The sequence below is a fragment of the Actinomadura barringtoniae genome (assembly GCF_017573505.1).
In the GTDB taxonomy this organism is placed as follows: domain Bacteria; phylum Actinomycetota; class Actinomycetes; order Streptosporangiales; family Streptosporangiaceae; genus Spirillospora; species Spirillospora barringtoniae.
The window spans coordinates 332,428-358,604 of record NZ_JAGEOJ010000006.1; the positions used below are offsets into that span (position 1 = coordinate 332,428).

Consider the following 26,177-nt stretch of genomic DNA (forward strand, 5'->3'; position numbering starts at 1 on the left):
ACGACGGCGAGGACGACGGCTTTGACGACGGCTAGGACGACGGCTATGACGACCGCTCCCGGAAGGCTTCGCGAGATCGAGTTGTTCGCCGGTCTGGGCGACGAGCAGCTCGCCTGGGTGGCGCGGGTGGGCCGGCCGGTCCGCCTCACCGACCGCCAGGTGCTGTTCGAGGACGGCGAGCCGGCCCGGCATTTCTACGTCCTGCTCACCGGCGAACTGCTGATCACCAAGGTGATCGACGGCCGGGAGCAGGTCGTCGCCCGGCACCGGGCCGATCCGCCCGACGGGCCGCGCGACGGCAAGCCCCGCGCCGCCGACCAGTACACCGGTGAGCTCCCGCTGCTCACCGGCGAGGGGTACCTGGCCAAGGCCACGGCCGTCGGCCGGGTGGAATTGCTCGCCTACGACCGGCCCTGCTTCCTGGACATGCTGGCCCGCTGCCCGCAGATCGGCGCGGTGCTCTTCCCCGTGCTCGCCTGGCGCATCCACAGCTACGAGGTACAGGCCAGCCGCGTCGCGCTGTTGTCAGGGCTCGGCGGGCTGGCGGCGGGACTGGCGCACGAACTGAACAACCCGGCCGCCGCGGCGGTGCGCGCGGCCGGCGAACTGCGGCGCGCGGTGCCGGAGCTCGCCGCCTGGTCGGTGCGCTGGGGCCTGGTGTCCTGCGACGGTGAACGGCGCGCGCTGGGCCGGGTGATCGACGCCCTGTCGAGCGACCTGCTGGGGACCTCGCACGCCGCCATGGGGGTGGCGGGCATGGGCGCGGCGGGCGTGACCGTGGCGCGCGTGAGCGTGGGTGCAGGGGCGCTCGCGGACGCGGACGCCGCCGACCAGATCGTCGACTGGCTGACCGTCCGCGGCCTGGACGAGTCGGGCGAACTCGGCGCCGTGCTGACCGACCAGGCGGTCCCGATGGCCGCGCTCACCGAGGTCGAGGAACGGATCCGGCCCGAGGCGCTCGGCGCGGCGGTCGGCTGCCTGGCCCTGTCCCTGCACGTAAGGGCGCTGTCGGCGGAGGTCTCCGAGGCCGGGCAGCGCATCCAGGACCTGGTCGACTCCGCCAAGTCGTACACCAACCTCGACCGGGCGCCCGAACGCGAGGTCGACGTCCGCGAGGGCGTGGAGGCCACGCTCGCGATGCTGGCGCCGCGGCTGGGCGGCATCAAGGTCCACCACGACCACGCGGCGCTGCCCATGCTCGCCGGCTATCCGGGCGACCTCAACCAGGTGTGGACCAACCTGATCAACAACGCCGTGGACGCCATGGGCGGCTCCGGCGAGCTGCGGATCAGCACCCGCATGGAGGGCGGCTCGGTGGTCGTGGAGTTCCGCGACGACGGCGCGGGCATCCCGCCCGAGGCGCTGTCCCGGGTGTTCCAGCCGTTCTTCACCACCAAGGACATCGGCCGGGGCACCGGCCTCGGGCTACACCTCAGCCGCGAGATCGTGACGCAGCGCCACAACGGCTCGATCGAGGTGACCTCCGAGCCCGGCGACACCCGGTTCACGGTCCGGCTGCCGCTCCGCCCGGCGGCCGTGTCCGCGATCGGCGCGGCGGGGCTCTAGGCCCCGCCCCGCCCCGCCTCAGCTCGGCTCGGCTCGGCTCGCGCCTAGTCGGTCGTCGCGGGGTGGCCGACTCCCCTGTTGGCGACCCGGGTGACGGCCTCGGTGAGGTCGCGGGCCAGGTCCTGCGGGGTGAGGCGCAGGTCGGCCAGGATCTCACCGCGTGAGGCGTGGTCGATGAACTCCTGCGGGATGCCGAACGTGCGTACCGGCGTGTCCACCGCCGCGTCGCGCAGCAGCCGGGCGACCGCGTCGCCGGTCGCGCCGGTACGGCCGTTGTCCTCGACCACCGCGACCAGGCTGTGGTCGACGGCGAGGCCCACCAGGGCCGGGTCCAGGGGCTTCACCCAGCGCGGGTCGACCACCGTGACACCGATGCCGTGCGCGGCGATCCGTTCGGCGGCCTCGATCGCGGTGTGGGCCATCGAGCCGACGGCGACCAGCAGCACGCGGACGCCGTTGGAGCCCTCGTGCCGGGCCAGCACGTCCATCCCGCCGGCGGTGTCGACGGCGGTGAGGTCCTCGGCGGCCGGGCCCTTCGGGTAGCGGATCGCGGTCGGCCCGTCCTCCACCGCCACGCACTCGCGCAGCAGCTCGCGGACCCGTGCGCCGTCGCGCGGGACGGCGACGCGCAGGCCCGGGATCAGCTGCATGAGCGACAGGTCCCACATGCCGTGGTGGCTGGCGCCATCGGGCCCGGTCACGCCGGACCGGTCCAGCGCGAACGTCACCGGCAGCTCGTGCAGCGCGACGTCCATCAGCAGCTGGTCGAAGGCGCGGTTGAGGAACGTGGCGTACAGCGCGACGACCGGGTGCAGCCCGCCCATCGCCAGGCCCGCGGCCGAGGTGACCGCGTGCTGCTCGGCGATGCCGACGTCGTAGATGCGGTCCGGGAACGCCTCGGCGAACGGGGCCAGCCCGACCGGGTGCAGCATCGCGGCGGTGATCGCGACCACGTCGCGGCGCTCGGCGCCGATCGACACCATCTCCTGGCCGAACAGCTTGCCCCAGCCGGGGGCGCCGCCCTTGGCCTTTAGCTCGCCGGTGACCGGGTCGAACGCGCCGGGCCCGTGGAAGCAGTCCTCTTCGTGGTTCTCGGCGGGCGCGTAGCCGTGGCCCTTCTGGGTGATCGTGTGCACGATCACCGGGGCGCCGAACCGGCGGGCCTTGCGCAGCGCGTGCTCGACGGCGTCCTCGTCGTGGCCGTCGATCGGGCCGACGTACTTCATGCCGAGGTCCTCGAACATCGCTTGCGGCTGCAGGACGTCCTTGAGGCCCTTCTTGATGCCGTGCAGCGCCTCGTAGGCGACGTGGCCGACCAGCGGCGTGCGCGGCACGGTCTTCTTGATCAGGTCGAGCGCGTGCTCGTAGCTCTGGGTGACCCGCAGGTCGGCCAGGTGGCTGGCCAGGCCCCCGATGGTCGGGGAGTACGAGCGTCCGTTGTCGTTCACGACGATGATCACCGGACGGTCCCTGCCCGCCGCGATGTTGTTCAGCGCCTCCCAGCACATGCCGCCGGTGAGGGCGCCGTCGCCGACCACCGCGATGACCGCGCGCTCGTCCTCGCCGCGCAGCTGGAACGCCTTGGCCAGGCCGTCGGCGTAGGACAGCGCGGTGGAGGCGTGCGAGTTCTCCACCAGGTCGTGCTCGGACTCGGCGCGGTTCGGGTAGCCCGACAGGCCGCCGCGCTGGCGCAGCAGGCTCCAGTCGTGCCGGCCGGTCAGCATCTTGTGCACGTAGGCCTGGTGCCCCGTGTCGAACAGGATCTTGTCGCGCGGCGAGTCGAAGACCCGGTGCAGAGCGATGGTGAGCTCGACCACCCCCAGGCTGGGACCCAGGTGCCCGCCGGTCTTGGAGACCGCGTCGACCATGAACTCCCTGATCTCGCCCGCCAGCTGCGGCAACTGCTCTGCGTCCAGTCGCTTGAGGTCCTCCGGACCCTTGATCGACTCAAGCAGCACGTGCTTCAACTCCTCCATTAGGGACTCCCCCGTCCCCCGGGTCCTGGGCGGTTCCGAGTTTAATCCCGGTTTGCGGGCGGCGTGCCCCCGGCATGCCCCTGCGAGAATTCCTTCACAGAACCTCCACGGCCCGGATTGCGGTATGAAGAGAGGCATGGGTGTCGAGGAGATCGTGCTGCTCAACGTGGCGGACGAAGCGGTGGGTACCGCTCCGAAAGCGGAGAGTCACCACCATCAGACCCCGTATCACCTGGCCTTTTCCTGTTATCTGGTCGATCCGGAAGGCCGGGTCCTCATCACCAGGCGGGCCCTGGACAAGCGCACGTTCCCGGGCGTCTGGACGGGCAGCTGCTGCGGCCACCCCGGCCCCGGCGAGGGCCTGCGCGACGCCGTGCTGCGGCGCCTGGAGCACGAGCTCGGTGTGATCGCCGACACCCTCGTCCCGGTCCTGCCCGCGTTCCGCTACCGTGCCGAGGCCGCCGACGGCGTCGTGGAGTACGAGCGCTGCCCGGTCGTCCGGGCGACGACCGCCTCCGGCGCGCTGCGGCCGAACCCCGACGAGGTCGCCGCCGCCGACTGGCGAACGTGGGACGACTGCCTGAAGCTGGTCGACGACCCCGCCTCCTCCCCCTGGTACCGCCTTCAGCTCGCCGAGCTCACCCCTCTGGGCGCCCCGCTCGACTGGCCCGACGCCGGCGTCGAAGGACTCCCGCCCGCACTGTCCTGGTGACCCTTTGAGGCCACGCCTGGCGGCTACTTGAGGCCCGGCCCTGAGGACTCCCAAGGCCATGCCCTGGGAACTCCTGAGGCTTTGCTCCGACGGCCTTTTGGGGCGTTATAACCGTTCTGCGCTTTCCGGTGTAACCGGAAGATTGCGTTTTCTTCACCGGCATTGACCGTCCGACCATCCGAACGGACGCTTGTTCTTCGGGGTAACCGAAGGGACGGACGATGCGTGGACGTGCGGCCAGTCTCAGGGCCGGGTTGGGCTGGAAGGCGCTCGCCGCTGTCGCGGTCAGCGGCGCGCTGGCTGTTTCCGGGTGCGGCGGCAACAGCAGCGACAAGGGCAAGAACGACAAGTCCAAGGTGGAGGTCTTCTCCTGGTGGACCGGCCCCGGCGAGGCCGACGGCCTGAACGCCATGAAGGCCGACTTCGAGAAGAAGAATCCCGGGACGCAGTTCATCAACGCCGCCATCGCCGGCGGTTCGGGCACCCAGGCGCAGGCCGTACTGGCGAGCCGCCTGCAGAACCGCAAGCCGCCGGACTCGTTCCAGGGCCACGCGGGCGCCGAGCTCCTCGACTACATCAAGCAGGGCCAGATCGAGCCGCTGGACTCCTTCTACGACCAGAACAACCTGAAGTCGGTCTACCCGCAGCAGCTCCTCGACCAGATCTCCTACCAGGGCCACATCTACTCGGTGCCGGTGAACATCCACCGCTCGAACATGCTCTGGTACAACCCGGCCATCCTGAAGGACGCGGGCATCACCGACGCGCCGAAGTCGGTGGCCGAGTTCATCACCGACCTGAAGGCCGTCAAGTCCAAGACCAAGAAGGTGCCGCTGGCGCTCGGCGCGCAGTGGACCGCCGACCACCTGCTGGAGAGCGTGCTGCTCGGCGACCTCGGCACCGACGGCTACAACGCCCTGTGGAAGCCCGGCGCCGACTGGGGCAGCGCGGCCGTCACCAAGGCGCTGACCGACTACGCCGAGATCATCAAGTACACGACGACCGAGGCCGCCTCCACCGACTGGCAGGGCGCCGCCAAGGACGTCGTGGACGGCAAGGCCGCGTTCAACATCATGGGCGACTGGGCGTACGGCTACTTCACCGGACCTTCCCCGAACGGCCTGGGCAAGAAGGACGGCACCGACTTCAAGTACGCGCCGTCCCCCGGCACCGACGGCACCTACCTGTGGCTGTCGGACAGCTTCACCCTCCCCAAGGGCGCACCGCACCGCGAAGGCGCGCTCGCGTGGCTGAAGGAGGCCTCCAGCAAGGAGGGCCAGGACCTCTTCAACCCGAAGAAGGGTTCGGTGCCCGCGCGTAAGGACGCCGACAAGGCCCTCTACACCGGTTACCTGGAGTACGCGTTCGCCCAGTGGAACAACCCCAGCACCAAGCTGGCCGGTTCGTTCTGGCACGGCGTGAACGCGAACAAGCGCTGGCACAACGACATCGACACCACGGTCGGCCTGTTCCTGCAGAACAAGGATGTGGCCAAGCTCCAGAGCGGCCTGGTGAGCGCGGCCAAGAACGACGCTCAGTGACCGCGACCTCCACGAAGCCCGTACGGACGCCGAGCGTCCCGCGGCGACGGTGGCGTCAGCGCGCACCCCGGTGGCTGCCGGGGCTGCTGCTGATGTCACCGTCGATCGTGGCGATCGGGCTGTTCGTCTACGGGCTGATCTTCTGGAACACCAAGGTCGCCGTCAGCGGCAAGCACGACCAGGTCTCACCGTCCGGCTTCGACAAGGGCAAGAACTTCGTCAAGGTGTGGGACATCCCGACCTGGCCCACCGCCGTACGGCACGCCCTGATCTTCACCGCGGTGTTCGTCATCGGGGCGCTGATCCTCGGTTTCTTCCTGGCCTTCCTCATGGAGAAGGGCCTGAAGGGCGAGTCCGGGTTCCGCGTGGTCTTCCTGTTCCCGATGGCGATCTCGTTCATCGCCAGCGGGGTCGTGTGGCGCTGGCTGATGAACCCGGCGCCGGCCGAACGCGCCGTCGGCCTGAACCAGCTGTTCGACAAGATCGGGCTCTCGGGCCTGTCGAACGACTGGTGGCAGAACGAGCGCTGGGGCATGGCGGCGATGGCGCTGCCGGCGATGTGGCAGATGTCCGGTTACGTGATGGCGCTGTACCTGGCGGGCTTCCGCGGCGTCTCCGAGGACCTGCGCGAGGCCGCGCGCGTCGACGGCGCCTCGGAGTTCCAGGTCTACCGGCACGTGGTGCTGCCGCAGCTGCGCCCGGTGACGCTGTCGGCGCTCATCATCCTCGGGCACATCTCGCTGAAGGTCTTCGACCTCATCATGGCGATCGCCGGGCCGCAGGTCATCACCTACGTGCCGGCGGTGGCGATGTTCCAGCAGGTCTTCGAGCGGGGCGACCCGGCCAACGGCGCGACCATGGCGACCTATCTGCTCGTCGCGGTGGCGGTGCTGGTGGTGCCCTATCTCGTCTGGTCGGTACGAACGGAGCGCAAGAGTTGACCGCGACCATGACGGCCCCGGGCAAGCCCGCCAAGCCCGGCACCCGGGGCGGCAGGGCGCGCGGCGCGCGGATCGCCCGGTACGCGATCCTCCTCGCGTTCGTCGTCGTCTTCCTGATGCCGGTGTACGTGCTGGTGGTCACCAGCTTCAAGTCGCTGCAGGAGGCCGACCCGTCCCAGGCCTGGAACCTGCCCAAGCACTGGAGCACCTACGGGTGGCGCACCGCCTGGACCACGCTGAAGCCCGGACTGGAGAACAGCTTCAAGATCGCCGTCCCGGGCGCGCTGATCTCGGCGGTCCTCGGCTCGCTGAACGGCTTCGTACTGTCGCGCTGGCGCTTTCCGGGCGCGGACGTGGTGTTCACGCTGTTCCTGTTCGGGATGTTCATCCCGTACCAGGCGGTGATGATCCCGCTGCAGTCGCTGCTCATCAACATCGAGCTGTCGGGCAGCATCCGCGGCCTTGTCCTCGCGCACGTCGTGTACGGCATCCCGATCTGCACGCTCATCTTCCGGAACTACTACGTGACGATTCCGGAGGACCTGATCGAGGCGGCCCGCGTCGACGGCGCGGGGATGCTGCGCACGTACTGGTCGATCGTCGCGCCGGTGTCGGGCCCCGCGTTCGCGGTGGTGCTGATCTGGCAGTTCACCTCGATGTGGAACGACTTCCTCTTCGCGGTCTTCCTCGGGTCGCAGGAGAGCTGGCCGGTCACCGTGCTGCTGCAGAACACCTCGGGGTCGGGCGCGACGGCCGTTCCGTACAACGTGCAGATGGCGTCGGCGCTGCTGGCGTCGCTCCCGACGCTGCTGGTCTATCTGCTCCTCGGCCGGTTCTTCATGCGCGGTCTGATGGCGGGTGCCTTGAAGGGGTAATGGTCCTCAGAAATTCGGGAAAGTCGGCGGAAATCGCGATCGATACTTGATCGCTGACAACCGTGGGCGGGCGTGGCGCGTCCTCAGCCACATGGGCATCACACGACTTGCCGCCGCGACCGCGGCCGTCGGAGGCGTGGCACTGTTCGGCGTCGCCGTGCCCGCCTCCGCGGCGCCCGCTCCCCCCGCCGCTCCCGACATCACCGTCAAGCCCGATCCGTTCAAGCCCGGCGCGAAGGTCACCCTCAACGTCACCGGCTGCACGAGCGAACCGAAGGTCTCCGCCGACACCAACGGGATCTTCGTGAAGGGCGAGCCCAGTTCGTTCGGCAAGGGCACGGCCGACGGCGCCTGGACCACTGTCGTCGCCACCAAGTCCGACCTGAAGCCCGAGCAGACGTACGTGACCCAGTTCGGCTGCACGACCACCGACGGGTCGGCGATCTTCCAGCTGCGGACGACGATCCCCAAGACGCCGGACTTCACGTTCGGCTTCGACAAGGTGAAGCTGTCCACCCGCACGGTCACCGCCGGCGGGAAGCTGGGCATGACGGTCACCTGCCCGACCACGGTGACGGCCGCGTCCGCGTCGTTCACCGCGACGCCGAAGTTCACCAAGGACGGCGACGTCTCCAAGGCGACCGCGACGTTCAAGGACCACCTGCCCTCGGTCGTCCGCGTCAAGATCACGTGCGCGGACCACGGCTCGGTCAGCTACAGCACCAAGCCGGGCGAGCGCGACGTGAAGCCCGGCGACGGAAAGATCCCCAAGGGCTCCCCGCAGACCGGTGACGGCACGATGGCCGCGCGCGGCGATGGTGGTTTCAACGGCCCGACCGTCGCCGGTTCCGCCGCGCTGCTGGCGGGCGCCGGGCTGGGCGGCGGCCTGATGGTGCGCCGGCGTCGCAATGCCGGTAAGGAGAGCGCCTGAACGTGCTCGCTCCCGTCGTTCGACCGATGACTCAGGCGCGGCGCGTGCAGGCGCGGCGCGCGGTGGCGCAGCGCGTGCAGGCGCGGCGCGCGGTGGCGCAGCGCGTGCAGGCGCGGCGCGTGGTGGCGTGCGGTGCTCTGCTGGGTCTGCTGCTGGGTGCGTCGGCGTGCGGGAGCGATGACGGCGGGCCCGAACGGGTGAACCCCGGGCTCGCCGTCGGCGGCGGTCCCAGCGCGTCCGCGAGCGCGGGCTCGAGTGCCGCCCCGTCCGCGGCGCCGGCGAGCTACGCGGCACCACTGCCGCGTTCGGAGCCGACCGGCATCAAGATTCCGCGGCTGAACGTGTCGGCCCCGATGAGCGAGCTCGGCCTCAAGCCCGACGGCACCATCGAGGAGCCTCCGCTCAGCAAGCCGAACCTCGCGGGCTGGTGGAAGGACGGGCCGACGCCCGGCGAGGGCGGCCCCTCGGTCATCCTCGGGCACGTGGACGCAAACCGGCACGCGGCGGTCTTCTACCGGCTCAAGGAGCTGCGGCCCGGCGACCGGGTCCAGGTGACGCGCCAGGACGGCCGTACGGCGACGTTCGCGGTACAGAGCGTGGAGCAGGTGCCGAAGTCCTCGTTCCCCGGCCAGAAGGTCTATGCGGAGGATCTGGACTACTCCGCGCTGCGCCTTGTCACGTGCGGCGGCACGTTCGACTCCTCGACCGGGCATTATGTGGACAACGTCATCGCCTACACGCGGCTCGTGACAGGCTGAACCCGGTCCGCCCGCGCGGCGCGCTGATTTGCATTTGGGCTCAAATCATGAGAAATCAGACTTGAACCGTGGGCGCGGCGGGTCCGTGCTCTCAACGTTTCACTCTTCACCTGTCTCCACCGACACGAATGCCTGGCGTACCGGTGGGGATCTGTCCACCGGAGTCGGGTACACGACACCAAAACGGGCAGCGGGCGGCGCGCCGTCCGGTCAAGATGGAGATCAGGCGAGCACGGAGGTGACCGCGTGCGGGCGATCAGCGTTCAGCAGCCCTGGGCATTCGCCATTGCGCGAGGCGGCAAGGCCGTCTTCAACCAGAGTCTGCCGACCGCGTATCGCGGCCCGCTGCTGGTGCACGCCTCGATGCGGGTCGACCTCAAGGCGTGCGACTCGCCGCTCATCCAGGCCGCCGGCTGGAACCCGGCCGACCCGCTGGCGGCCATCGGCGCGGTCATCGCGACCGCCGAGCTGACCGACGTCTGCCCCGGCGCCCCGTGCGAGTGCGGCCCGTGGGCCGAGCCCGACGCCTACCACTGGCAGCTGGCCGACGTACGGTCCCTCCCCCGCCCGATCGTGGCGCTGGGCCGCACCGACCTGTGGGAGCCCAAGCCGTCGCTCGTCACCGAGGTCAACGCCATGGTCGCCGCCGCGGCCATCAACCACTCCTGAACTCGGCGCTCGAACGCGGCGCTCGCTAGACGCGGTCGGCGCGCTCGCGGAGGCGGGCGAACTCGGCGGCGATCCGATCGAGCTGCCAGCTGGCGTTCAACCCGCTCGGGTTGGGCAGGATCCACAGCCCCGCGGGCCCGATCTTCTCGTCCTGCGGCCCGATCTGCGCCTTCGGCCGGCCGAACGCCGTGCGATAAGCGGTCACGCCCGCGATCGCCACGTACGCCGGACGATAGGTCTCGGCCAGCTCCACCAGATGCTCGCCGCCCTCGCGCAGCTCCTCGTCGCTCAGCTCATCGGCCCGTGCCGTCGCACGCGGTGCCACATTGCTGATGCCAAGCCCCAGCGGAGGCAACAGTCCCTGCTCGGAAGGCGAGAGCTGCCGTTCGGTGAAACCAGAGCGATGCAGCGCAGGCCAGAACCGATTGCCCGGTCTCGCGAAGTGAAGACCGGTCGCGGCCGAGTACAGCCCCGGGTTGATGCCGGTGAACAGCACGCGCAGCGTCGCGCCCTCCGCGGGGAGAACGTCAGGGATCAGAAGATCGCGGGCCGCCTCGAGCTCGACCTTGGCAGGGCGCATCAGATCAGGCTACGCACGATCAGGCTGACCGCCGAGATGCCGACCACGACGAGGATCCCGACGCGCATCCGCCCGTCGTCCAGGAAGCGGCGCAGCGGCCCCGACAGCAGGAACCCCACGAACACGAACGGCGTCAGCTCCAGCCCCGCCGCCAGCTGTCTTGGCGGCATGTGCCCCGCAGCCGCCAGCATCACCAGCGACAGTACGGCCCCGACCGTGAAGAACACCGCGAGCGTGGCCCGCACCGTAGGCCCGTTCTCACGCTGATAAAGCAGCGCCAGCGGCGGCCCGCCGATCGACGACGCCGTCCCGGTCGCCCCCGCGACCAACCCCGCCGTCGTCAGCGTGGCCGGATTACGCGGCACCGACGCCGACCAGGCCGTAATGGCCAGCGCGGCGAGCACCACCCCACCCACGAGCACGCCCAGCGCCCGCGCGGGCACGGTGGCCACCACCCACACCCCGGCCGCGGTCCCGACCACCCGCCCGCCGAACGCCCAGCCAAGCCCGCGCGTGTCCACGTGCCGGATCTCCTGCGCGAGCGTCGCCAACGGCAGCAGAGCAGCGACAACAAGGATCGCGCCCGGCATCAAAGACGGAAACGCCAAGGTGACCACAGGCGCGGCAACAAGCCCCACACCCAGCCCGACGCTGCCCTGCACGACCGCGCCGATCATCGCCGCGATCCCGCCGATCAGGAGAAATTCAAGGTCAGGCATATCGCCTGGAAGGCTACCTTTCCCCCTGAAGCGCCCCTCCGGCGCCTCCTACCCCTCGCCGTCCCTACGCTCGCCGTCCCTACGCTCGCCGTCCCTACGCTCGCCGTCCCCAAGCTCGCCGTCCCTACGTTCGGTGGCCTGGTCGCGGGCGGCCCGGATCAGCGCCTGCGCGGACCAGCGCAGCGTCGCCACGACCTCGTCCGGCTCGAGTTCGCACACGTCGCGCGCGCTGATGACCGCCTCCGCACCGAAGACCAGGGCCACCGCCGAGATGAGCCGTTCGTGCAGATCGGGCGGCAGCTCGTCCGCCAGCCCGGCGAGCGCCTCGCGGGTCATGGTGATGCGCCGGTCGCCGCGGATGGGGATGCGTTCGTCCTCGGGGACGTCCTGCTGCGCGAACCAGCGGTCCATGATGGAGCGCACCACCGCACGCCACAGGGCCTCGTCGCCGAGCTGCAGTTCGGCGGTCGTCCGCACCACATGATCCATCCGGCCGGCGGGGTCGGCCGGGGCGCCCGCCATGACCGAGGCGACGCTCAGCTCCCGCCGGCCGTCCTTGGCCACCTCGACCCACAGCGACTGCGGGTTGGGGAAGTAGCGGTAGGCGGTCGCCGTCGAGACCAGAGCCGCCTCGGCGACCTCCGCGATCGACAGCGGGCGGCCCTCCCGGGCCATCTGGATCGCGGCCTCGACGATCGCCTGCCTGGTCCGCAGCTTCTGGTTCACCCGTCCCGCGGCGTGACCGTCCTCTTCTGCGACGTCCATCTCATGATGATAGAAGCCTCTCGCCTCCTAACTGATCCCGTTCCGGCGCCGAGCGCTCAGGCGCGCGTCGATGCTGCGGCCCGTCCTCATCACCGCCTGGGTGAGCGACGCCATCCGTGGTCCCGGCGCGACCAGGGCCGAGAGCACCGCCACCGTGGCTCCTCCCGGAGCACGTACCGGAACGGCCACGCAGCACACGCCCTCAATCAGCTCCTGGTGATCCAGGGCCGCACCCCGCTCCCGTATCGCCGCCGCCTCCCGTGCCCAGCCGCGCGGGATCGGGTCCAGTGGAACGCGCGGACCCGATCCCGCCACGAGCACCTTCCCGGCGGCGGTCGACCATGGCCACGTCGCGCCCGGCCGCATGGACGCTAGTTCGTCCAGTTCACCGGGCACGCCGTCGACCACCAGGGCCCGGCCCTGCGAGAGCACGCAAATGCCCACCGTCGCACCCGTCGCCCTTGCCAGAGCACGGCTAGGCCCTGCCGCCGCAGCCTTCAGGCCCGGGTGAGGCTGGAAGCCCTGGCCGAGCCGGAAGATGCGGGGGCCGATCCGGTAACCGCGCCCGGATCGTTCCACCGCCCCCAGCTCGACCAGTTGTTCCAGCAGGCGGTACGCGGTCGTCTTCGGCAGGCCGCATTCGACCGCCAACGCCGTCAGCCCGGCCTCACCGCCACACCGCGCGACCGCATCCAGCAGGCTGAACGCGCCCTCCAGAACACCTCGTCCGGCCTGCGGCGGCTGCTCAGCCTGAACCTGCCGGCGCGCCTGCGCTTGCGCTTGCGCCCGCGCCCGCGCTTGCTGGAGCGGCTGAACGTGACCGCGCGCGCCTGCTTGGTCGGCGTGGGTCACGCCGCAGCGGGGAACGCGCCTAGCTGGGCGAGGATGGCGATCGCGTCCATCCACACGTTCTCCCGGCTCATCTTGCCGTCGCGGAACTCGCACACGTGCAGCAGCCGGAACGAGACCGTGCGGCCCTCCCCCGGTATGCCGAGCATGATCCCGTCCACCCGCCCTGTGATCACGCATTCGTCGACGACGAACCCGTCGCCGTGATACCGGCGGACCGGCTCGACCTTGTCGTCGACCAGTCCCTCGAACAGCTCGACGTAACGCTCCCGGATCGCCTCGTGGTCGTTCAGCACCGCCACCGGGAAGCCCACCGCGTCGTGCTCGGCGTCCTCGGTCAGCGTGGCGAGCACCCCGTCGAGGTCCTTGGCGGCCTCGGCCCTGAAGTGGGCGTCGAGCACCGCGTCCATCTCGTCCCGCGTCATCATGCGGTCCCCCTTTTGTTGTTGGATGCTCGAATCATTATGAGAAACGTCTCTCATGTCAATGGATTCTTTTCGCACCGTTCCGATAGTTCCGCTGAGCGGACCAATGCCGTCCGTGAGACGCCCGTGAGACGACGCTGAAACGGCGGGCCCGCAGGCTGGTGGGCACGTACGGGGACCGCGGACATCAGGGGGAACGACGATGACAAGCCGACGAGTATGGGCGCGCCCGGTCTGGGTGGCGGGTCTGGCAGTGGCCTTGGCCTGCACGCAGTCGGGCTGCGATTTCCGGAAGAAGACGTCGTCCGGCGGAACGAGCGCGGCGGGCTCAACGCCCGCGGCGTCGAATCCGACCGCCCCGCAGGGCGCCGGCAGCCCGGCGGGCGGCGGGGTCACGGCCGGGCCAGTTTCGACGGCGTACCGCATCGAGGGGCACGACATGCGGCTCGTGCGTTCCGGGGATCAGGAGCTGGCGCTGCAGTTCGAGCTGTTCAACGGGACGAGCGCGCCGGTCGACGTGAGCGGGCTCGGCCTGGATCCGCGCGAGCAACTGGTCGGGCTCGTGGACCTGTCGCGCGGGACCGCGTACGGCCTCCTCGGAGCCTCCGGCACGAACGGCAGGATCGGGAGCGGCGACGAGGACACCATCGCCCCCGGCAAGAACGTCACGGTGACGGCGATGTTCGCGGCGCCGCCTCAGGAGGCGGACAGCATGCTGGTCGTGGTGAACGGGCTGCTCCCCGTTCAGGTGCCGATCCAGCCGCAGGACTCCAAGGCGCTCCGCCCCGACCCGGTGCTGACCGGCTCCCACGATCGGCGTCCCGTCAGTCCGCTCACCTGCACGACGACCGGTGGCTCGGCCGAGGCCTCGCTGTCCGGATCGGGCCTCCAGTGGAACGTGGCCGGCGTCCGCCGTACCGGCCGCTACGCGCTCGCCCAGGTCACCGTCGACAACCCCACCTCGGGCGCGCTCCCGCTGGACTTCCAGAACCACTTCACGCCGAAGCAGGTCACGGCCGGCCAGCTGACACTGGGCACCGGCATCGCACGGCGTCAGGCGTGCGGCTTCACCGACCCGGTGTATTACGACTTCGTCGGCAACCTCGGCCAGAGCTTCACACCCGGCCCGCTGGGCTCCGTCCCCGCAGGCGCGAAAATCACGCTCTGGGGACTGTTCGCGGCGCCCGAGGGCGGAACGGTCGACGTAGGCGTCGGCGGTTTCGGCGGCCCGCGTTCCGCACAGGTCACGACCGGCTGACGAACGGACCGCGTTCACCGGGGCCGAGTTCACCGGGGCCGAGTTCGACGCGGCCGAGTTCGACGCCGAGTTCGACGCGGCCGAGTTCGCGTTCACCTGACCTTGCATAACACTACAATTCCGGCATGCTGACCGCCTGCCTGACCTTCGCCGTCGTCGCCGCGCTGGTCACGATCACGCCCGGCCTGGACACCATGCTGGTGCTGCGCACGACCGTCTCCGCCGGCCGCCGGGTCGGCTACCTGAGCGCGGTCGGCGTCTCCGCCGGGTGCCTGGCCTGGGCCGTCGCCAGCGCGGCGGGCCTCACCGCGCTGCTGGCCGCCTCCCACCTGGCCTTCCAGGCCGTACGCGTGGCCGGCGCCTGCTACCTGCTGTGGCTCGGCGCCCAGGCCCTGTGGCACTCCCGCCGCGCGACCACGCCCGAGGCCCTCGACGAGGCGATCTCCTCGGGCGCCGCGTTCCGCACAGGTCTGGTCACCAACCTGCTCAACCCGAAGATCGGCGTCTTCTACATGAGCCTGCTCCCCCAGTTCGTGCCGCACGAGGCCTCGATGTTCTGGACGAGCCTGCTCTTCGCCGTGATCCACGACGCCGAGGGCCTGCTCTGGTTCGCGTTCATCGTGTTCGCCGCCGGTGGCGCCCGCCGCTTCCTCACCCGCCCCGGCGTCAAGCGCCGCCTCCAGCAGGTCACCGGCCTGGCGTTCATCGGCTTCGGCCTGCGCGTCGCCACCGAGCACTGACACCGCGGCGCCATTCCCCGCACCACCGACGATCACCTCCCCCCGCAGGAGCTTCGCCCATGCCCGATGACCTCCCCGCGACCGGCCCCGCCGTGGACGCCCCGGACGAGCACATCAGCCCCGCCCGTCTCCAGGCGTTCAGCGACGGGGTCTTCGCCATCGCGGCCACCCTGCTCGTCCTTGAGGTGAAGGCCCCGGTCACCGGTCAGCCCGTCTGGAGCACGCTGCGCCACGAGTGGGCCGCCCTGGACGCCTACGCCGTCACCTTCCTGGTCATCGGCATCGCGTGGGTCCACCATCACAACCTCTTCCACCAGGTCCTCAAGGTCGACCGCGGCCTGCTCTTCCTCAACCTTGGCCTGCTGGGCACGATCTCGTTCCTGCCGCTGCCCACCGCGACCCTCGGCAACCACCTCAGCGGGCACGACGCCGTCGCGGCCGCGGTGTTCTACGCGGTCTCGATGGCCGTCTCGTCGGTGTGGTTCACGTTCTTCTGGCACCACCTGTCCGCCAAACCCCACCTGGTGCGCCCCTCCGCCAGGAGCCAGACCACCCTGAGGCGGCGCCAGTCCCTGCTGGGCCCCCTCGGCTACCTGGCGGCGGCGGCGATCGCCCCGCTGAGCCCCGTGGGCTCCCTGGCGGTGAGCGCCGCGATCGTCATCTACTTCATCCTCGGCCGCCGCTCTCCCGCCGCCCGCACCCGCCTACCCCAGCCCTGACGCCGTACAGCGCCGCCCGCTTTCCGCACCGCCACCGAACACTGAGCCTGCGTCAGGTGGGGCCCGTCCACCAGTTCCGGCACGCGGCGCTTCAAGAGAGGCTTGCGGGCTCGTCAGGCCGTAATCGGACAGCCTGACCCGGCGGTACCTGGAGATCGGCGGGCGCCCGGATCCGGCCGTTGCGGAGCCCTTGATCCTCGCGGTCGTGCGCGGACATGTTGGCGTTCGGCCCTCCCCGCGTACGGAGCTTTCATGCTGACCCGCATCGCCGCGTCCGCCGTCATTGTGATCGGACTCGCCACGCCGATCACCGCCTCCTCCTCCGCCTCCGCCTCCTCCGCCTCCGCCTCCTCCGCCGCGCAGGCGACGTCCACTGGCCAACGGGCGGCGCCTGGATGGCACGGCGTGCCCACGCCCACGTTGCAGCCGGGCGCCGCGCTCTATCAGGTGGCGCCGGCCAACCGCAGGCTCGCCTGGGCCGTCGGTGCGCAGAACGACAGCAAGGCCTCGGTTCTTCTGCGCTGGAACGGCCGGGCCTGGAAGGAGCAGATGCTGCCCGATACGCCTGGCGCGGGTCTGTCCAGCGTTGCCGTGGCCGGCCCCAATCGTGCCTGGGCGGGCGGAGGGAAGAGTCCCGATGGCAAGGGGTACGCCATCCATTGGAACGGCAGGGCATGGCGCCGGGTGGATGTCCCTGACGGTCTGCGGATTACGAAGATCGCGGCCTCGCGTGGTGGGGCCGCCTGGGCGTTGGCCTCGGACTCGATGAGCACGTCGGTGCTGCGCTATGAGAAGCATCAATGGGTACGCGCGGACGTTCCTCTTCCCGCGCATGCGTATCCGTGGGCGATCGCGGTCCGCAACGCCCGCGACGTCTGGATCACCGGCAGCGCCTCGGACCTTCCGTTCGCCCTGCACTGGGACGGTACGCAGTGGCAGAACGTGGCAGTGCCCGGCGGCTACTACCAGGTCATCGCGCAGATCCTCCCCCTCGGCCCTGACAACGTGTGGGCGTACTCGGACGACACCTACATGAACGTGTCCGCGACGTTGCTGCACTGGGACGGCACGACCTGGACCGCGGCCAAGCCCGGAGTGCAGCTCGGCTCCTCGTCACAGCTGGCCGAGGACGGCGAGGGCGGTTTCTGGCTGTCGTACTACGGCGGCCTGGGCCACTCCCGCTACCTGCACTACCAGTCCGGCCAGTTCACTGACGCGCAAGGTCCCGACCGTACCGACGTCTACGTGGACACCCTCAACATCGCCCGCGTCCCCGGCAGCCGCCTGATCTGGTCCGTGGGGCGCGGCCGTGACTACTCCGGCGCCAACGGACCCGACCAGGCCGTCATCGAACGCTTCAACTGACCCGACACCTGTCGCCCCGGCACCCCGCCCATATTGCTCAGTCCGGACTTATCAGTCTAGCCTGAGCATTATGGACACGGAAGCGGAGCGGGTGGCGTCCGCCTTGATGGTGGGGATCCGGCTGCTGGTGCGCCGGATCAGGCAGACGCAGACCGAGGACGACCTGACCCTGCCCGAGAGCTCGGCGCTCGCGCGGCTCGACCGCGGTGGCCCGTCCACCGCGGCCGAGCTGGCCAGGCGGGAGCAGATCAGCCCGCAGTCGATCAGCGCGACGCTCGGCAGGCTCGAGGGCCGCGGGCTCGTCGAACGGCGGACCGACCCGTCCGACGGCCGGCGCGTCGTGCTGTCGGTCAGCCCCGCCGGCGCGGAGGCGCTCAACAACCGCCGGAACGCCCGCACCCAACTGCTGACGGAGGCACTGTCCGAGGGCTTCTCACCCGAGGAACTGGAAAGCCTCCTCGCGGCGGCACCGCTGATCGAACGCCTGGCGCAGAAGATCTGATGACAGAGGTCCTGGTCCCCAAGAACCTCCACTACAAATGGGTCGCGCTCGCCAACACAACGGCGGCGGTCTTCATGGCCGCGCTCGACGGCTCCATCGTGCTCATCGCGCTGCCCGCCATCTTCCGCGGCATCGGACTCAACCCGCTCGCCCCAGGCAACATCGGCTACCTGCTCTGGATGATCATGGGCTACCGGCTCGTCCAGGCGGTGTTCGTGGTGCCGCTCGGCAGGCTCGGCGACATGTTCGGGCGGGTGCGGATCTACAACGCCGGGTTCGCCGTCTTCACGCTCGCCTCGATCCTGCTGTCCTTCGACCCGTTCCACGGCGGCGGCGGGGCGATCTGGCTGATCGGCTGGCGGATGCTCCAGGCGGTCGGCGGGTCGATGCTGATGGCCAACTCCGCCGCGATCCTCACCGACGCGTTCCCCGACGACCAGCGCGGCTTCGCGCTCGGCATCAACCAGGTCGCGGGCCTCGGCGGCCAGTTCATCGGGCTGGTCGCGGGCGGCATCCTGGCGATCTGGGACTGGCGCGCGGTCTTCTGGGTGAACGTGCCGGTCGGCATCTTCGGCACCATCTGGGCGTACCGCAACCTGCGCGAGTCCGGACGGCGCCGCCGCCGCGCCCGTTTCGACTGGTGGGGCAACCTCACGTTCGCCGCCGGGCTGAGCCTGCTGCTGATCGGCATCACGAACGGCATCCATCCCTACCGCGACCACGCGATGGGCTGGACGAACCCGTCGGTGGTCGTTCAGCTCGGCCTCGGCATCGCCCTGCTCATCGCCTTCGCCTTCATCGAACGCCAAGCCACCGAGCCGATGTTCTCGCTCGAACTCCTGCGAATCAGAGCGTTCACCGCGGGCAACCTCGCCGGGTTCGCGGCGCGGCTCGGGCAGGGCGGACTGCAGTTCGTCCTCATCATCTGGCTGCAGGGGATCTGGCTGCCCCTGCACGGCTACGACTACGCCGACACACCACTCTGGGCGGGCATTTTCATGCTGCCGCTGACCGCCGGGTTCCTGGTCGCGGGGCCGGTGTCGGGCCATCTGTCCGACCGCTTCGGCGCGCGCGGGCTCGCGACCAGCGGCATGCTCCTGTACGCGGCGAGCTTCATCGGCCTGCTCGCCCTCCCGATCGACTTCCCGTACTGGGCGTTCGCGGTCATGATCGCGGCGAACGGCGTAGGCATGGGCATGTTCAGCTCGCCCAACTCGTCCTCGATCATGAGCAGCGTCCCACCCGAGCACCGCGGCGTGGCCTCCGGCATGCGCGCGACGTTCCAGAACTCCGGAACGGCCCTCTCCATCGGCGTGTTCTTCTCCCTGATGATCAGCGGCCTGGCGAGCTCGCTCCCCGCCTCCCTCTCCTCCGGTCTGCAAGCCCACGGCGTCCCAGCCGACGCCGCCGCCCAGGCCGCCGGCCTGCCCCCGGTCTCGTCCCTGTTCGCCGCGATCCTCGGCGTCAACCCCATTGGAACGATCCTCGCCCCCAGCGGCGTCCTCCCCACCCTCTCCGAAGCCGACCGCCAAACCCTCACCGGCCGCGAGTTCTTCCCCCACCTCATCTCAGCCCCGTTCCACGACGGCCTGGTAGTCGTCTTCGCAGTCTCCGCCGCCCTAGGCGTCCTCGCCGCCCTAGCCTCCCTCCTCCGAGAACGCCGCTAACCAGCCGCAAAAGCCTCCCGTGCATGCGAACGGGCCGCCCCCCTGAGGGAGACGGCCCGTTGGCTGGCGTGCTGCTTACTTGCGGAGCAGGTTGCGCAGGACGTACTGCATGATGCCGCCGTTGCGGTAGTAGTCCGCCTCACCCGGGGTGTCGATGCGGACGACGGCCTGGAACTCCTTGCCGTCGGCCTTCACGGTGACCTCGGAGGGGATGCCGCCCTCGTTGAGCTTCTCCACACCGGTGATGTCGAACGTCTCGGTGCCGGTGAGGCCGAGGGAGTCGGCCGACTCGCCGTCCTTGAACTGCAGGGGCAGGACGCCCATGCCGATCAGGTTGGAGCGGTGGATGCGCTCGTAGGACTCGGCGATGACGGCGCGGACGCCGAGGAGGGCGGTGCCCTTGGCGGCCCAGTCGCGCGAGGAACCCGAGCCGTACTCCTTGCCCGCGATGACCACGAGCGGGGTGCCCTGCGCGGCGTAGTTCTGCGCGGCGTCGTAGATGAACGACTGCGGCGAGCTGTCCTTGGTGAAGTCGCGGGTGTAGCCGCCCTCGACGTCGTCCAGGAGCTGGTTGCGCAGGCGGATGTTGGCGAACGTGCCGCGGATCATGACCTCGTGGTTGCCGCGGCGCGAGCCGTAGCTGTTGAAGTCCTTGATCGCGACGCCGTGCTCCTCCAGGTACTGCGCGGCGGGCGTGCCGCGCTTGATGGAGCCGGCCGGGGAGATGTGGTCGGTGGTGACCGAGTCGCCCAGCTTGGCCAGCACCCGGGCGCCGTGCACGTCGGTGACCGGGGCGGGCTCCATCTCCATGCCGTCGAAGTACGGCGCCTTGCGCACGTAGGTGGAGGACGGGTCCCACTCGAACGTGCCGCCGGTCGGGATGTCCAGGCCGCGCCAGCGCTCGTCGCCCTTGAAGACGTCGGCGTAGTTCTTGGTGAACATCTCCTGGCCGATGGAGGACTGCACGATCGAGGCGACCTCGTCCGGCGAGGGCCAGATGTCCTTGAGGTAGACCGGGCCGTCGGTGCCCTCGGCGATCGGGTCGTTCAGGATGTCGATGTCCATCGTGCCGGCGAGCGCGTACGCGATGACCAGCGGCGGCGAGGCCAGGTAGTTCATCTTCACGTCGGGGCTGATGCGGCCCTCGAAGTTGCGGTTGCCCGACAGGACGGCGGTGACGGCCAGGTCGTTGTCGTTCACCGCCTTGGAGATCTCGGGCTGCAGCGGGCCGGTGTTGCCGATGCAGGTCGTGCAGCCGTAGCCGACCAGGTTGTAGCCGATCTTGTCGAGGTACGGGGTGAGGCCCGCGCGCTCGAGGTAGTCGGTGACGGCCTGGGAGCCGGGCGCCAGCGAGGTCTTCACCCAGGGCTTGCGGGTGAGGCCCTTCTCCACCGCGTTCTTGGCGAGCAGGCCCGCGCCGACCATGACGTACGGGTTGGAGGTGTTGGTGCAGGAGGTGATGGCGGCGACCGCGACGTGACCGTGGTCGATGTCGAACTGGCTGCCGTCCTCCATGACCACGTGCGAGACGCGGTGCGGGCGGTCGCCGTTGGTCGGGGTCTGCGCCGGGGAGTCGGAGGCGGGAAAGCTCTCCTTGCCCGGCTCGTCGCCGTCCTTGACGTAGTTCTGGACGTCGCGGCGCCAGGTGGTCTTGGCGTCGGAGAGGGAGATGCGGTCCTGCGGGCGCTTCGGGCCGGCGAGCGACGGGACGACCGTCGACAGGTCCAGTTCGAGGTACTCGGAGAAGTCGGGCTCGACGCTCGGGTCGAGCCACATGCCCTGTTCCTTGGCATACGCCTCGACCAGCGCGATCTGCTCCTCGCTGCGGCCGGTGAGGCGCAGGTACGAGAGGGTCTCGTCGTCGATCGGGAAGATGGCGCAGGTGGAGCCGAACTCGGGGCTCATGTTGCCGATGGTGGCGCGGTTGGCGAGCGGCAGCGCGTGCACGCCCTCGCCGTAGAACTCGACGAACTTGCCGACGACGCCGTGCTTGCGCAGCATCTCGGTGATCGTCAGCACCAGGTCGGTGGCGGTGGTGCCTGCGGGCAGTTCGCCGGTCAGCTTGAAGCCGACGACCCGCGGGATGAGCATCGAGATCGGCTGGCCGAGCATGGCCGCCTCGGCCTCGATGCCGCCGACGCCCCAGCCGAGGACGCCGATGCCGTTCTCCATCGTGGTGTGGGAGTCGGTGCCGACGCACGAGTCGGGGTAGGCGACGCCGTCGCGGTCGAAGACGACCCGCGCCAGGTGCTCGATGTTGACCTGGTGGACGATGCCGGTGCCGGGCGGCACGACCTTGAACTGGTCGAACGCGGTCTGGCCCCAGCGCAGGAACTGGTAGCGCTCCTTGTTGCGCTCGTACTCGACCTGCACGTTGCGCTCGAACGCGTCGGGCGAGCCGAAGTAGTCGACGATCACCGAGTGGTCGATGACCATCTCGGCGGGCGCCAGCGGGTTGATCCGGGTCGGGTCGCCGCCGAGGTCGCGGACGGCCTCGCGCATGGTCGCCAGGTCCACCACGCACGGCACGCCGGTGAAGTCCTGCATGATCACGCGGGCCGGGGTGAACTGGATCTCGTGGCTGGGCTGGGCGTTCTGGTCCCAGCCGGCGAGCGTACGGATGTGGTCGGCGGTGACGTTCGCGCCGTCCTCGGTGCGCAGGAGGTTCTCCAGCAGCACCTTCAGGCTGTACGGGAGTCGCGCCGCGCCCTCGACGGCGTCCAGCCGGTAGATCTCATATGACTTCTCGCCTACCTGCAGCGTATTGCGGCTACCGAAGCTGTTCGCGGACACGGTACTTCCTCCACAGACTGTCGATCCTGATCCCTATGAATCCTGCCCTAGTCCCGTCCCTGCTCGGGAATCAGGGCCGCCTAACTTCGTCAGTATTTCTCTTGACGTCAAGCTATCTCCGATTTATCTCGATATCAAGCTACCGGCGGGTAACTCAAAATCCCGGGAACCGCCTGGCCCGCTCGACCGTTTCCGATATATCGTTGTCGTATCGCGAGAGATCTAAGAACGATCTCGGAAGCAGGGGGAAGAACATGGGCTCACACCACCACGGCGGCCCCGATCTCCGCTGGGCCTTGGCGGCGGCCGCGCTGGGCGCCAAGGCGGCACACGCCGCGTCCCGCCACCACGGTGGGCACGGATGCGGCCCCGGGGGCGGCGCCAGGTTCGAGGGACCCGGCTTCGGCTGGATGTTCGGGGGCGGGCCGGGCGGTGGACCCGGTCCTTGGGGTCCGCCTCCCGGTCCCTGGGGCCGGGGCCCGTGGGCACGCGGCGGAGGCCCCTGGGGACGCGGGCCGAAGGCGCGCAAGGGCAACGTCCGCGCCGCGATCCTGGCCCTCCTCGCCGAGAACCCGCTGAACGGCTACCAGATCATCCAGGAGATCAACGAGCGCAGCGGCGGCGGCTGGAAGCCCAGCCCCGGCGCCGTCTACCCCGCCCTCCAGCAGCTCGCCGACGAGGGCCTCATCCGCGGCGAGGAAGGTGAAGGCCGCAAGACCTTCCACCTCACCGACGAGGGCCGCGCCTACGTCGAGGAGCACGCCGACGAGCTCTCCGAGCCCTGGGCCGAGATGACGCCCGACTTCGGCGAGGGCGTCCCCGACCTCTTCAAGCAGGTCGCCCAGACCGGCGCCGCCGTGATGCAGGTCGTCCACTCCGGTTCGCCCGAGCAGGTCGCCCAGGCCAAGGATGTCCTCGCCGAGGCCCGCCGCAAGCTCTACCTGATCCTGGCCGAGACCGACGACACCCCCGACGCCGCCGAGGAGTAAAGGTGTCCCCCGACGAGATCCGCATCGGCGACACCGAGCGTGACGCGGTGACCGCCGCCCTCCACGACCACTTCGCCGAGGGCCGCCTGACCAGCTCCGAGCTGGACGAACGGCTGGAGGCCACCCTCACCGCCAAAACCACGGGCGACCTGCGCACGATCGTGCGCGACCTCCCAGGCGACAGCGGCCTCAAGCCCGCCCACCAGCCCGAACGAGGCGACCACCCTCTCTGGGGCCAGCACCCCTACGCTGCCTGGCAGGGCCCGCGCCACCACATGGAAAGGCGAGGCCACCCGGTAGGCCCCTGGGGCCACCACCACCTCGCCCGGGGCCATCGCCGGGGCTTCCCCGGCTTCCCCATCGTCCTGGCGGTCTTCCTCATCGTCGGCTTCACGGCAGGCTTCCCAACAGCCCTGTTCACCGTCTTCCAGGTAGCCCTCCTGATCTGGATCGTCAAGGCCATAGTCCTGTCCGCCCGTCTACGCCGCTCGCACCACCGCTAGGCCCGGCTGCGCTCACACCACCGCTAGGCCCAGCTGCGCTCGCACCACCGCTAGGCCCGGCTGCGGGACCGCGTCCCCCGAACGCGGCCCCGCAGCCGCCCACCTCACCACGCCCAACGCCCAGGCCAGGCCGGACCCTGTCCGTCCCCGGGCCCGCTCCCGGCACGGACACCAGCAGGCCGCAACAGCTCCCGAGCGCCGCCCAGCACGTGCCCAACCCGCCGCGCACATGCCCAGCTCGCACGCGCCCGGCCAGTCCTGCTCTGTGACCGTCACCCTGCTGACGAGTGCATCGGCAGGTGAGGTGGCGGGGGTGTCAGGTTCCGAGGCCTGCTTCGTAGGCGACGAGGCCCGCTTGGGTGCGGTTGGCGCAGCCGAGTTTCTCGAGCAGGCGTGAGACGTAGCCCTTGACGGTCGCTTCGCTCAGGTACAGGCGGCCTGCGATCTGGGCGTTCGACAGGCCCTCGCCCAGGCAGGCGAGCACCTCGGTTTCGCGTTCGGTCAGCTCCTCGATCAGCGCGCGGTTCTGGTCGCGTTCGGAGGTACGTTCGGCAGCCGAGGAGACCAGGCGGCGGGTCGCGGCGGCCGACATCACGGTGTGGCCGTCGGCTGCCACCCGCACGAGTTCGACCAGGTCCTCCGGGGGCGTCGACTTGAGCAGGAACCCGCCCGCGCCGAGCCGCAGCGCCCGGATGACGTAGTGGTCGGCGTCGAAGGTCGTCAGCGCGACGATCACGGGCGGGGCCTGAAGCGCGGCGATGCGTTCGATGGCGGTCAGGCCGTCCACGCCCGGCATCCGCAGGTCCATCAGTACGAGGTCCGGCCGGTGGCGCAGCACCGCTTCCACCGCCGCGGCTCCGTCGTACGCCTCGTCGACGACCTCGATGTCGCCCGCGGATCCGAGGATCGTCCGCAGGTGCGCGCAGACCATCCGCTCGTCGTCGACCAGCACCACCCTGATCACGCCACCTCCTCGCCTGACGGCTCGGACTGACCTGACCGTGGCCCCACGGCGTTCACGGGCACCTTCTCTGGTGCGGACGTGGGGACGTAGGCGGGGAGCGAGGCCTCGACGCTGAAGCCGCCGTCGGGCGCGGGACCCGAGTGGAACGTCCCGCCGATCAGTTCGACGCGCTGCTGCAATCCCACCAGGCCCGTGCCCGAGCCGCTGGCGGCCAGGTCGGCGTCGGCAGGCAAGGCCGGTGGGGTGTTGCGGACAGCGAGCCGCACGCCGTCGGTCCGGTAGCTCACGTCCACGCGCACCCGCGCGCCGGGCGCGTGCTTGCGCACGTTGGTCAGCGCCTCCTGCACGATCCGGAACGCCGTCCGGCCGACGACGGGCGAGGCGAGCGGCGGGTCGCCCTCCTCGACCAACTCGACCGGCACTCCCACCGAGTCGGACTCGGCGATCAGCGCGGACAGGTCGGGCAGCGGGCCGTGCGCGCCGGCCTCCTCGTCCGGCCCCTCGGTCGTACGGCGCAGCAGCCCGATCACGTCGCGCAGCTCGTCCAGGGCCTGGCAGCCGGTGCTGCGCAGTTCCTCGGCGGCCGCGCGGGTGCCGTCGTCGGGCGCCTGTACGCGCAGCGCGCCCGCCTGAAGCACCATCAGCGTCACGCGATGTGCCACGACGTCGTGCATCTCCGCCGCGAGCCGGGCCCGCTCCTCGGCCCGCGCCTGCTCGGCCAGCAGGTGCTGCTCGCGCTCGGCCCGCTCGGCCCGGTCGCGCAGGCCCCGGACGACACCGCGCCGTGCCGAGACGTACAGCCCGATCAACGCTCCCACGACCGGGAACAGCACCGACCGGTAGATCAGTGCGGCGGACGCGTCGGTCTCCTGGCCGCGAATCGGCTGGACCACCGCGTCGGGCATCACCCGCGTGGTGAGGATGACCGCGACGACCAGCACGACCACCGGGATGCCGCGCACCCACGGCGGACGACCGCCCTTGTCGAACGACATCACCGCGTAGGCGGCGAACGGCGCGGTCGGCGGCCACCAGATCAGCGGCTCCACGCTGATGTCGCCGCTCGTGTGCAGCAGCGTCCCGGGTGCGACGTACTCGACGACCAGCAGCACGACCGTCAGGCCCGTGGTGAGCCACGCGACCGTCATCGGCGCCCGCCGGCGGAACACCAAGGACGCCCCGACCAGCGCCAGGACCGTGACCGTGACCCCGTCGAGCGGCCGGAACATCGCGCGATGCTGGGTCGCGGTCTGCACGCTCAGCAGCACGCCGAGGACCACCACGACGACGTCGGAGAAGACGTCGAGACCGGGGCGGTCGCGAATGCCCGGGAGGCGGCGAAGGCGGCTGAGATTGCACACAAGGACACG

At 70.3% G+C, this 26,177-nt stretch carries 25 protein-coding genes; 16 read left to right on the plus strand and 9 right to left on the minus strand.

What is annotated here, in order from left to right:
* Positions 1 to 45 precede the first annotated feature (45 nt).
* On the plus strand, positions 46 to 1,566 hold the full coding sequence (locus J4573_RS16845; RefSeq protein ID WP_208256434.1) for an ATP-binding protein: 1,521 nt from the start codon (positions 46 to 48) through the stop codon (positions 1,564 to 1,566).
* A 44-nt stretch (positions 1,567 to 1,610) separates the two neighbouring features.
* On the opposite strand, the gene dxs is transcribed toward J4573_RS16845, so the two are convergent.
* Positions 1,611 to 3,542 (minus strand): 1-deoxy-D-xylulose-5-phosphate synthase, encoded by a 1,932-nt coding sequence (gene dxs / locus J4573_RS16850; protein WP_208256435.1) that lies wholly within the window; start codon positions 3,540 to 3,542, stop codon positions 1,611 to 1,613.
* A gap of 136 nt (positions 3,543 to 3,678) precedes the next feature.
* Between dxs and idi the strand changes: the two genes are divergently transcribed.
* From idi to J4573_RS16885, 7 genes are all read left to right on the plus strand, one after another.
* A complete protein-coding gene (gene idi, locus J4573_RS16855) occupies positions 3,679 to 4,254 on the plus strand; it encodes an isopentenyl-diphosphate Delta-isomerase (protein WP_208256436.1) in 576 nt (191 codons plus the stop codon).
* A gap of 221 nt (positions 4,255 to 4,475) precedes the next feature.
* Positions 4,476 to 5,795: an ABC transporter substrate-binding protein gene (locus J4573_RS16860; protein WP_208256437.1), complete on the plus strand. Its 1,320-nt coding sequence runs from the start codon at positions 4,476 to 4,478 to the stop codon at positions 5,793 to 5,795.
* Positions 5,792 to 6,736, plus strand: a complete 945-nt coding sequence (locus J4573_RS16865; protein WP_372442842.1) for a carbohydrate ABC transporter permease — start codon at positions 5,792 to 5,794, stop codon at positions 6,734 to 6,736. The genes J4573_RS16860 and J4573_RS16865 overlap by 4 nt, the downstream gene beginning before the upstream one ends.
* Positions 6,737 to 6,744: 8 nt before the next feature.
* Positions 6,745 to 7,611 carry a carbohydrate ABC transporter permease gene (locus J4573_RS16870; RefSeq protein ID WP_208256633.1) on the plus strand — a complete coding sequence of 289 codons (867 nt, stop codon included), beginning with the start codon at positions 6,745 to 6,747 and terminating at the stop codon, positions 7,609 to 7,611.
* Between the two features lie 91 nt (positions 7,612 to 7,702).
* Positions 7,703 to 8,542 (plus strand): hypothetical protein, encoded by an 840-nt coding sequence (locus J4573_RS16875; RefSeq protein WP_208256438.1) that lies wholly within the window; start codon positions 7,703 to 7,705, stop codon positions 8,540 to 8,542.
* Positions 8,543 to 8,568: 26 nt separating this feature from the next.
* Positions 8,569 to 9,300, plus strand: coding sequence for a class F sortase (locus J4573_RS16880; RefSeq protein ID WP_208256439.1), 732 nt, complete (start codon positions 8,569 to 8,571; stop codon positions 9,298 to 9,300).
* A 246-nt stretch (positions 9,301 to 9,546) separates the two neighbouring features.
* A complete protein-coding gene (locus tag J4573_RS16885) occupies positions 9,547 to 9,969 on the plus strand; it encodes an ASCH domain-containing protein (RefSeq protein WP_208256440.1) in 423 nt (140 codons plus the stop codon).
* 25 nt (positions 9,970 to 9,994) lie between these two features.
* Here the strand turns inward: J4573_RS16885 and mug are convergent, their stop codons facing one another.
* From mug to J4573_RS16910, 5 genes are read right to left on the minus strand one after another with little or no spacing between them, the layout of a single operon-like run.
* Complete coding sequence (mug, locus tag J4573_RS16890) at positions 9,995 to 10,549, minus strand: G/U mismatch-specific DNA glycosylase (protein WP_208256441.1); 555 nt, start codon at positions 10,547 to 10,549, stop codon at positions 9,995 to 9,997.
* Positions 10,549 to 11,268, minus strand: a complete 720-nt coding sequence (locus tag J4573_RS16895) for a sulfite exporter TauE/SafE family protein (protein ID WP_208256442.1) — start codon at positions 11,266 to 11,268, stop codon at positions 10,549 to 10,551. Before J4573_RS16895 ends, mug begins: the two co-directional genes overlap by 1 nt.
* A gap of 48 nt (positions 11,269 to 11,316) precedes the next feature.
* Complete coding sequence (locus tag J4573_RS16900) at positions 11,317 to 12,033, minus strand: TetR/AcrR family transcriptional regulator (RefSeq protein ID WP_208256443.1); 717 nt, start codon at positions 12,031 to 12,033, stop codon at positions 11,317 to 11,319.
* Between the two features lie 27 nt (positions 12,034 to 12,060).
* Positions 12,061 to 12,885: an IclR family transcriptional regulator gene (locus tag J4573_RS16905; RefSeq protein WP_208256444.1), complete on the minus strand. Its 825-nt coding sequence runs from the start codon at positions 12,883 to 12,885 to the stop codon at positions 12,061 to 12,063.
* Positions 12,882 to 13,310 carry an ester cyclase gene (locus J4573_RS16910; protein WP_208256445.1) on the minus strand — a complete coding sequence of 143 codons (429 nt, stop codon included), beginning with the start codon at positions 13,308 to 13,310 and terminating at the stop codon, positions 12,882 to 12,884. The genes J4573_RS16905 and J4573_RS16910 overlap by 4 nt, the downstream gene beginning before the upstream one ends.
* Positions 13,311 to 13,509: 199 nt before the next feature.
* Between J4573_RS16910 and J4573_RS16915 the strand changes: the two genes are divergently transcribed.
* The 6 genes from J4573_RS16915 (at position 13,510) to J4573_RS16940 (ending at position 19,558) form a co-directional block, all read left to right on the plus strand.
* Positions 13,510 to 14,565, plus strand: coding sequence for a hypothetical protein (locus tag J4573_RS16915; RefSeq protein ID WP_208256446.1), 1,056 nt, complete (start codon positions 13,510 to 13,512; stop codon positions 14,563 to 14,565).
* Between the two features lie 125 nt (positions 14,566 to 14,690).
* Positions 14,691 to 15,305, plus strand: a complete 615-nt coding sequence (locus J4573_RS16920) for a LysE family translocator (RefSeq protein ID WP_208256447.1) — start codon at positions 14,691 to 14,693, stop codon at positions 15,303 to 15,305.
* A 59-nt stretch (positions 15,306 to 15,364) separates the two neighbouring features.
* Positions 15,365 to 16,024, plus strand: coding sequence for a TMEM175 family protein (locus J4573_RS16925; protein WP_208256448.1), 660 nt, complete (start codon positions 15,365 to 15,367; stop codon positions 16,022 to 16,024).
* Between the two features lie 252 nt (positions 16,025 to 16,276).
* Positions 16,277 to 17,389, plus strand: coding sequence for a WD40/YVTN/BNR-like repeat-containing protein (locus J4573_RS16930; RefSeq protein ID WP_208256449.1), 1,113 nt, complete (start codon positions 16,277 to 16,279; stop codon positions 17,387 to 17,389).
* 70 nt (positions 17,390 to 17,459) lie between these two features.
* Positions 17,460 to 17,891: a MarR family winged helix-turn-helix transcriptional regulator gene (locus J4573_RS16935; protein WP_243773107.1), complete on the plus strand. Its 432-nt coding sequence runs from the start codon at positions 17,460 to 17,462 to the stop codon at positions 17,889 to 17,891.
* Positions 17,891 to 19,558, plus strand: coding sequence for an MFS transporter (locus J4573_RS16940; RefSeq protein WP_208256450.1), 1,668 nt, complete (start codon positions 17,891 to 17,893; stop codon positions 19,556 to 19,558). The genes J4573_RS16935 and J4573_RS16940 overlap by 1 nt, the downstream gene beginning before the upstream one ends.
* Positions 19,559 to 19,633: 75 nt before the next feature.
* On the opposite strand, the gene acnA is transcribed toward J4573_RS16940, so the two are convergent.
* Positions 19,634 to 22,351, minus strand: coding sequence for an aconitate hydratase AcnA (acnA, locus tag J4573_RS16945; RefSeq protein ID WP_208256451.1), 2,718 nt, complete (start codon positions 22,349 to 22,351; stop codon positions 19,634 to 19,636).
* A gap of 254 nt (positions 22,352 to 22,605) precedes the next feature.
* On the opposite strand from acnA, the gene J4573_RS16950 reads away from it, so the two are divergent.
* Both J4573_RS16950 and J4573_RS16955 read left to right on the plus strand, forming a co-directional pair.
* Positions 22,606 to 23,340 (plus strand): PadR family transcriptional regulator, encoded by a 735-nt coding sequence (locus J4573_RS16950; protein ID WP_208256452.1) that lies wholly within the window; start codon positions 22,606 to 22,608, stop codon positions 23,338 to 23,340.
* Between the two features lie 2 nt (positions 23,341 to 23,342).
* The gene (locus J4573_RS16955; protein ID WP_208256453.1) at positions 23,343 to 23,843 is read left to right on the plus strand and encodes a DUF1707 SHOCT-like domain-containing protein; all 501 of its coding nucleotides are present in this window, start codon (positions 23,343 to 23,345) and stop codon (positions 23,841 to 23,843) included.
* A gap of 316 nt (positions 23,844 to 24,159) precedes the next feature.
* Here the strand turns inward: J4573_RS16955 and J4573_RS16960 are convergent, their stop codons facing one another.
* Both J4573_RS16960 and J4573_RS54055 read right to left on the minus strand, forming a co-directional pair.
* A complete protein-coding gene (locus tag J4573_RS16960; protein WP_208256454.1) occupies positions 24,160 to 24,807 on the minus strand; it encodes a response regulator in 648 nt (215 codons plus the stop codon).
* On the minus strand, positions 24,804 to 26,168 hold the full coding sequence (locus J4573_RS54055) for a sensor histidine kinase (RefSeq protein ID WP_208256455.1): 1,365 nt from the start codon (positions 26,166 to 26,168) through the stop codon (positions 24,804 to 24,806). Before J4573_RS54055 ends, J4573_RS16960 begins: the two co-directional genes overlap by 4 nt.
* Between the last annotated feature and the right edge of the window lie 9 nt (positions 26,169 to 26,177).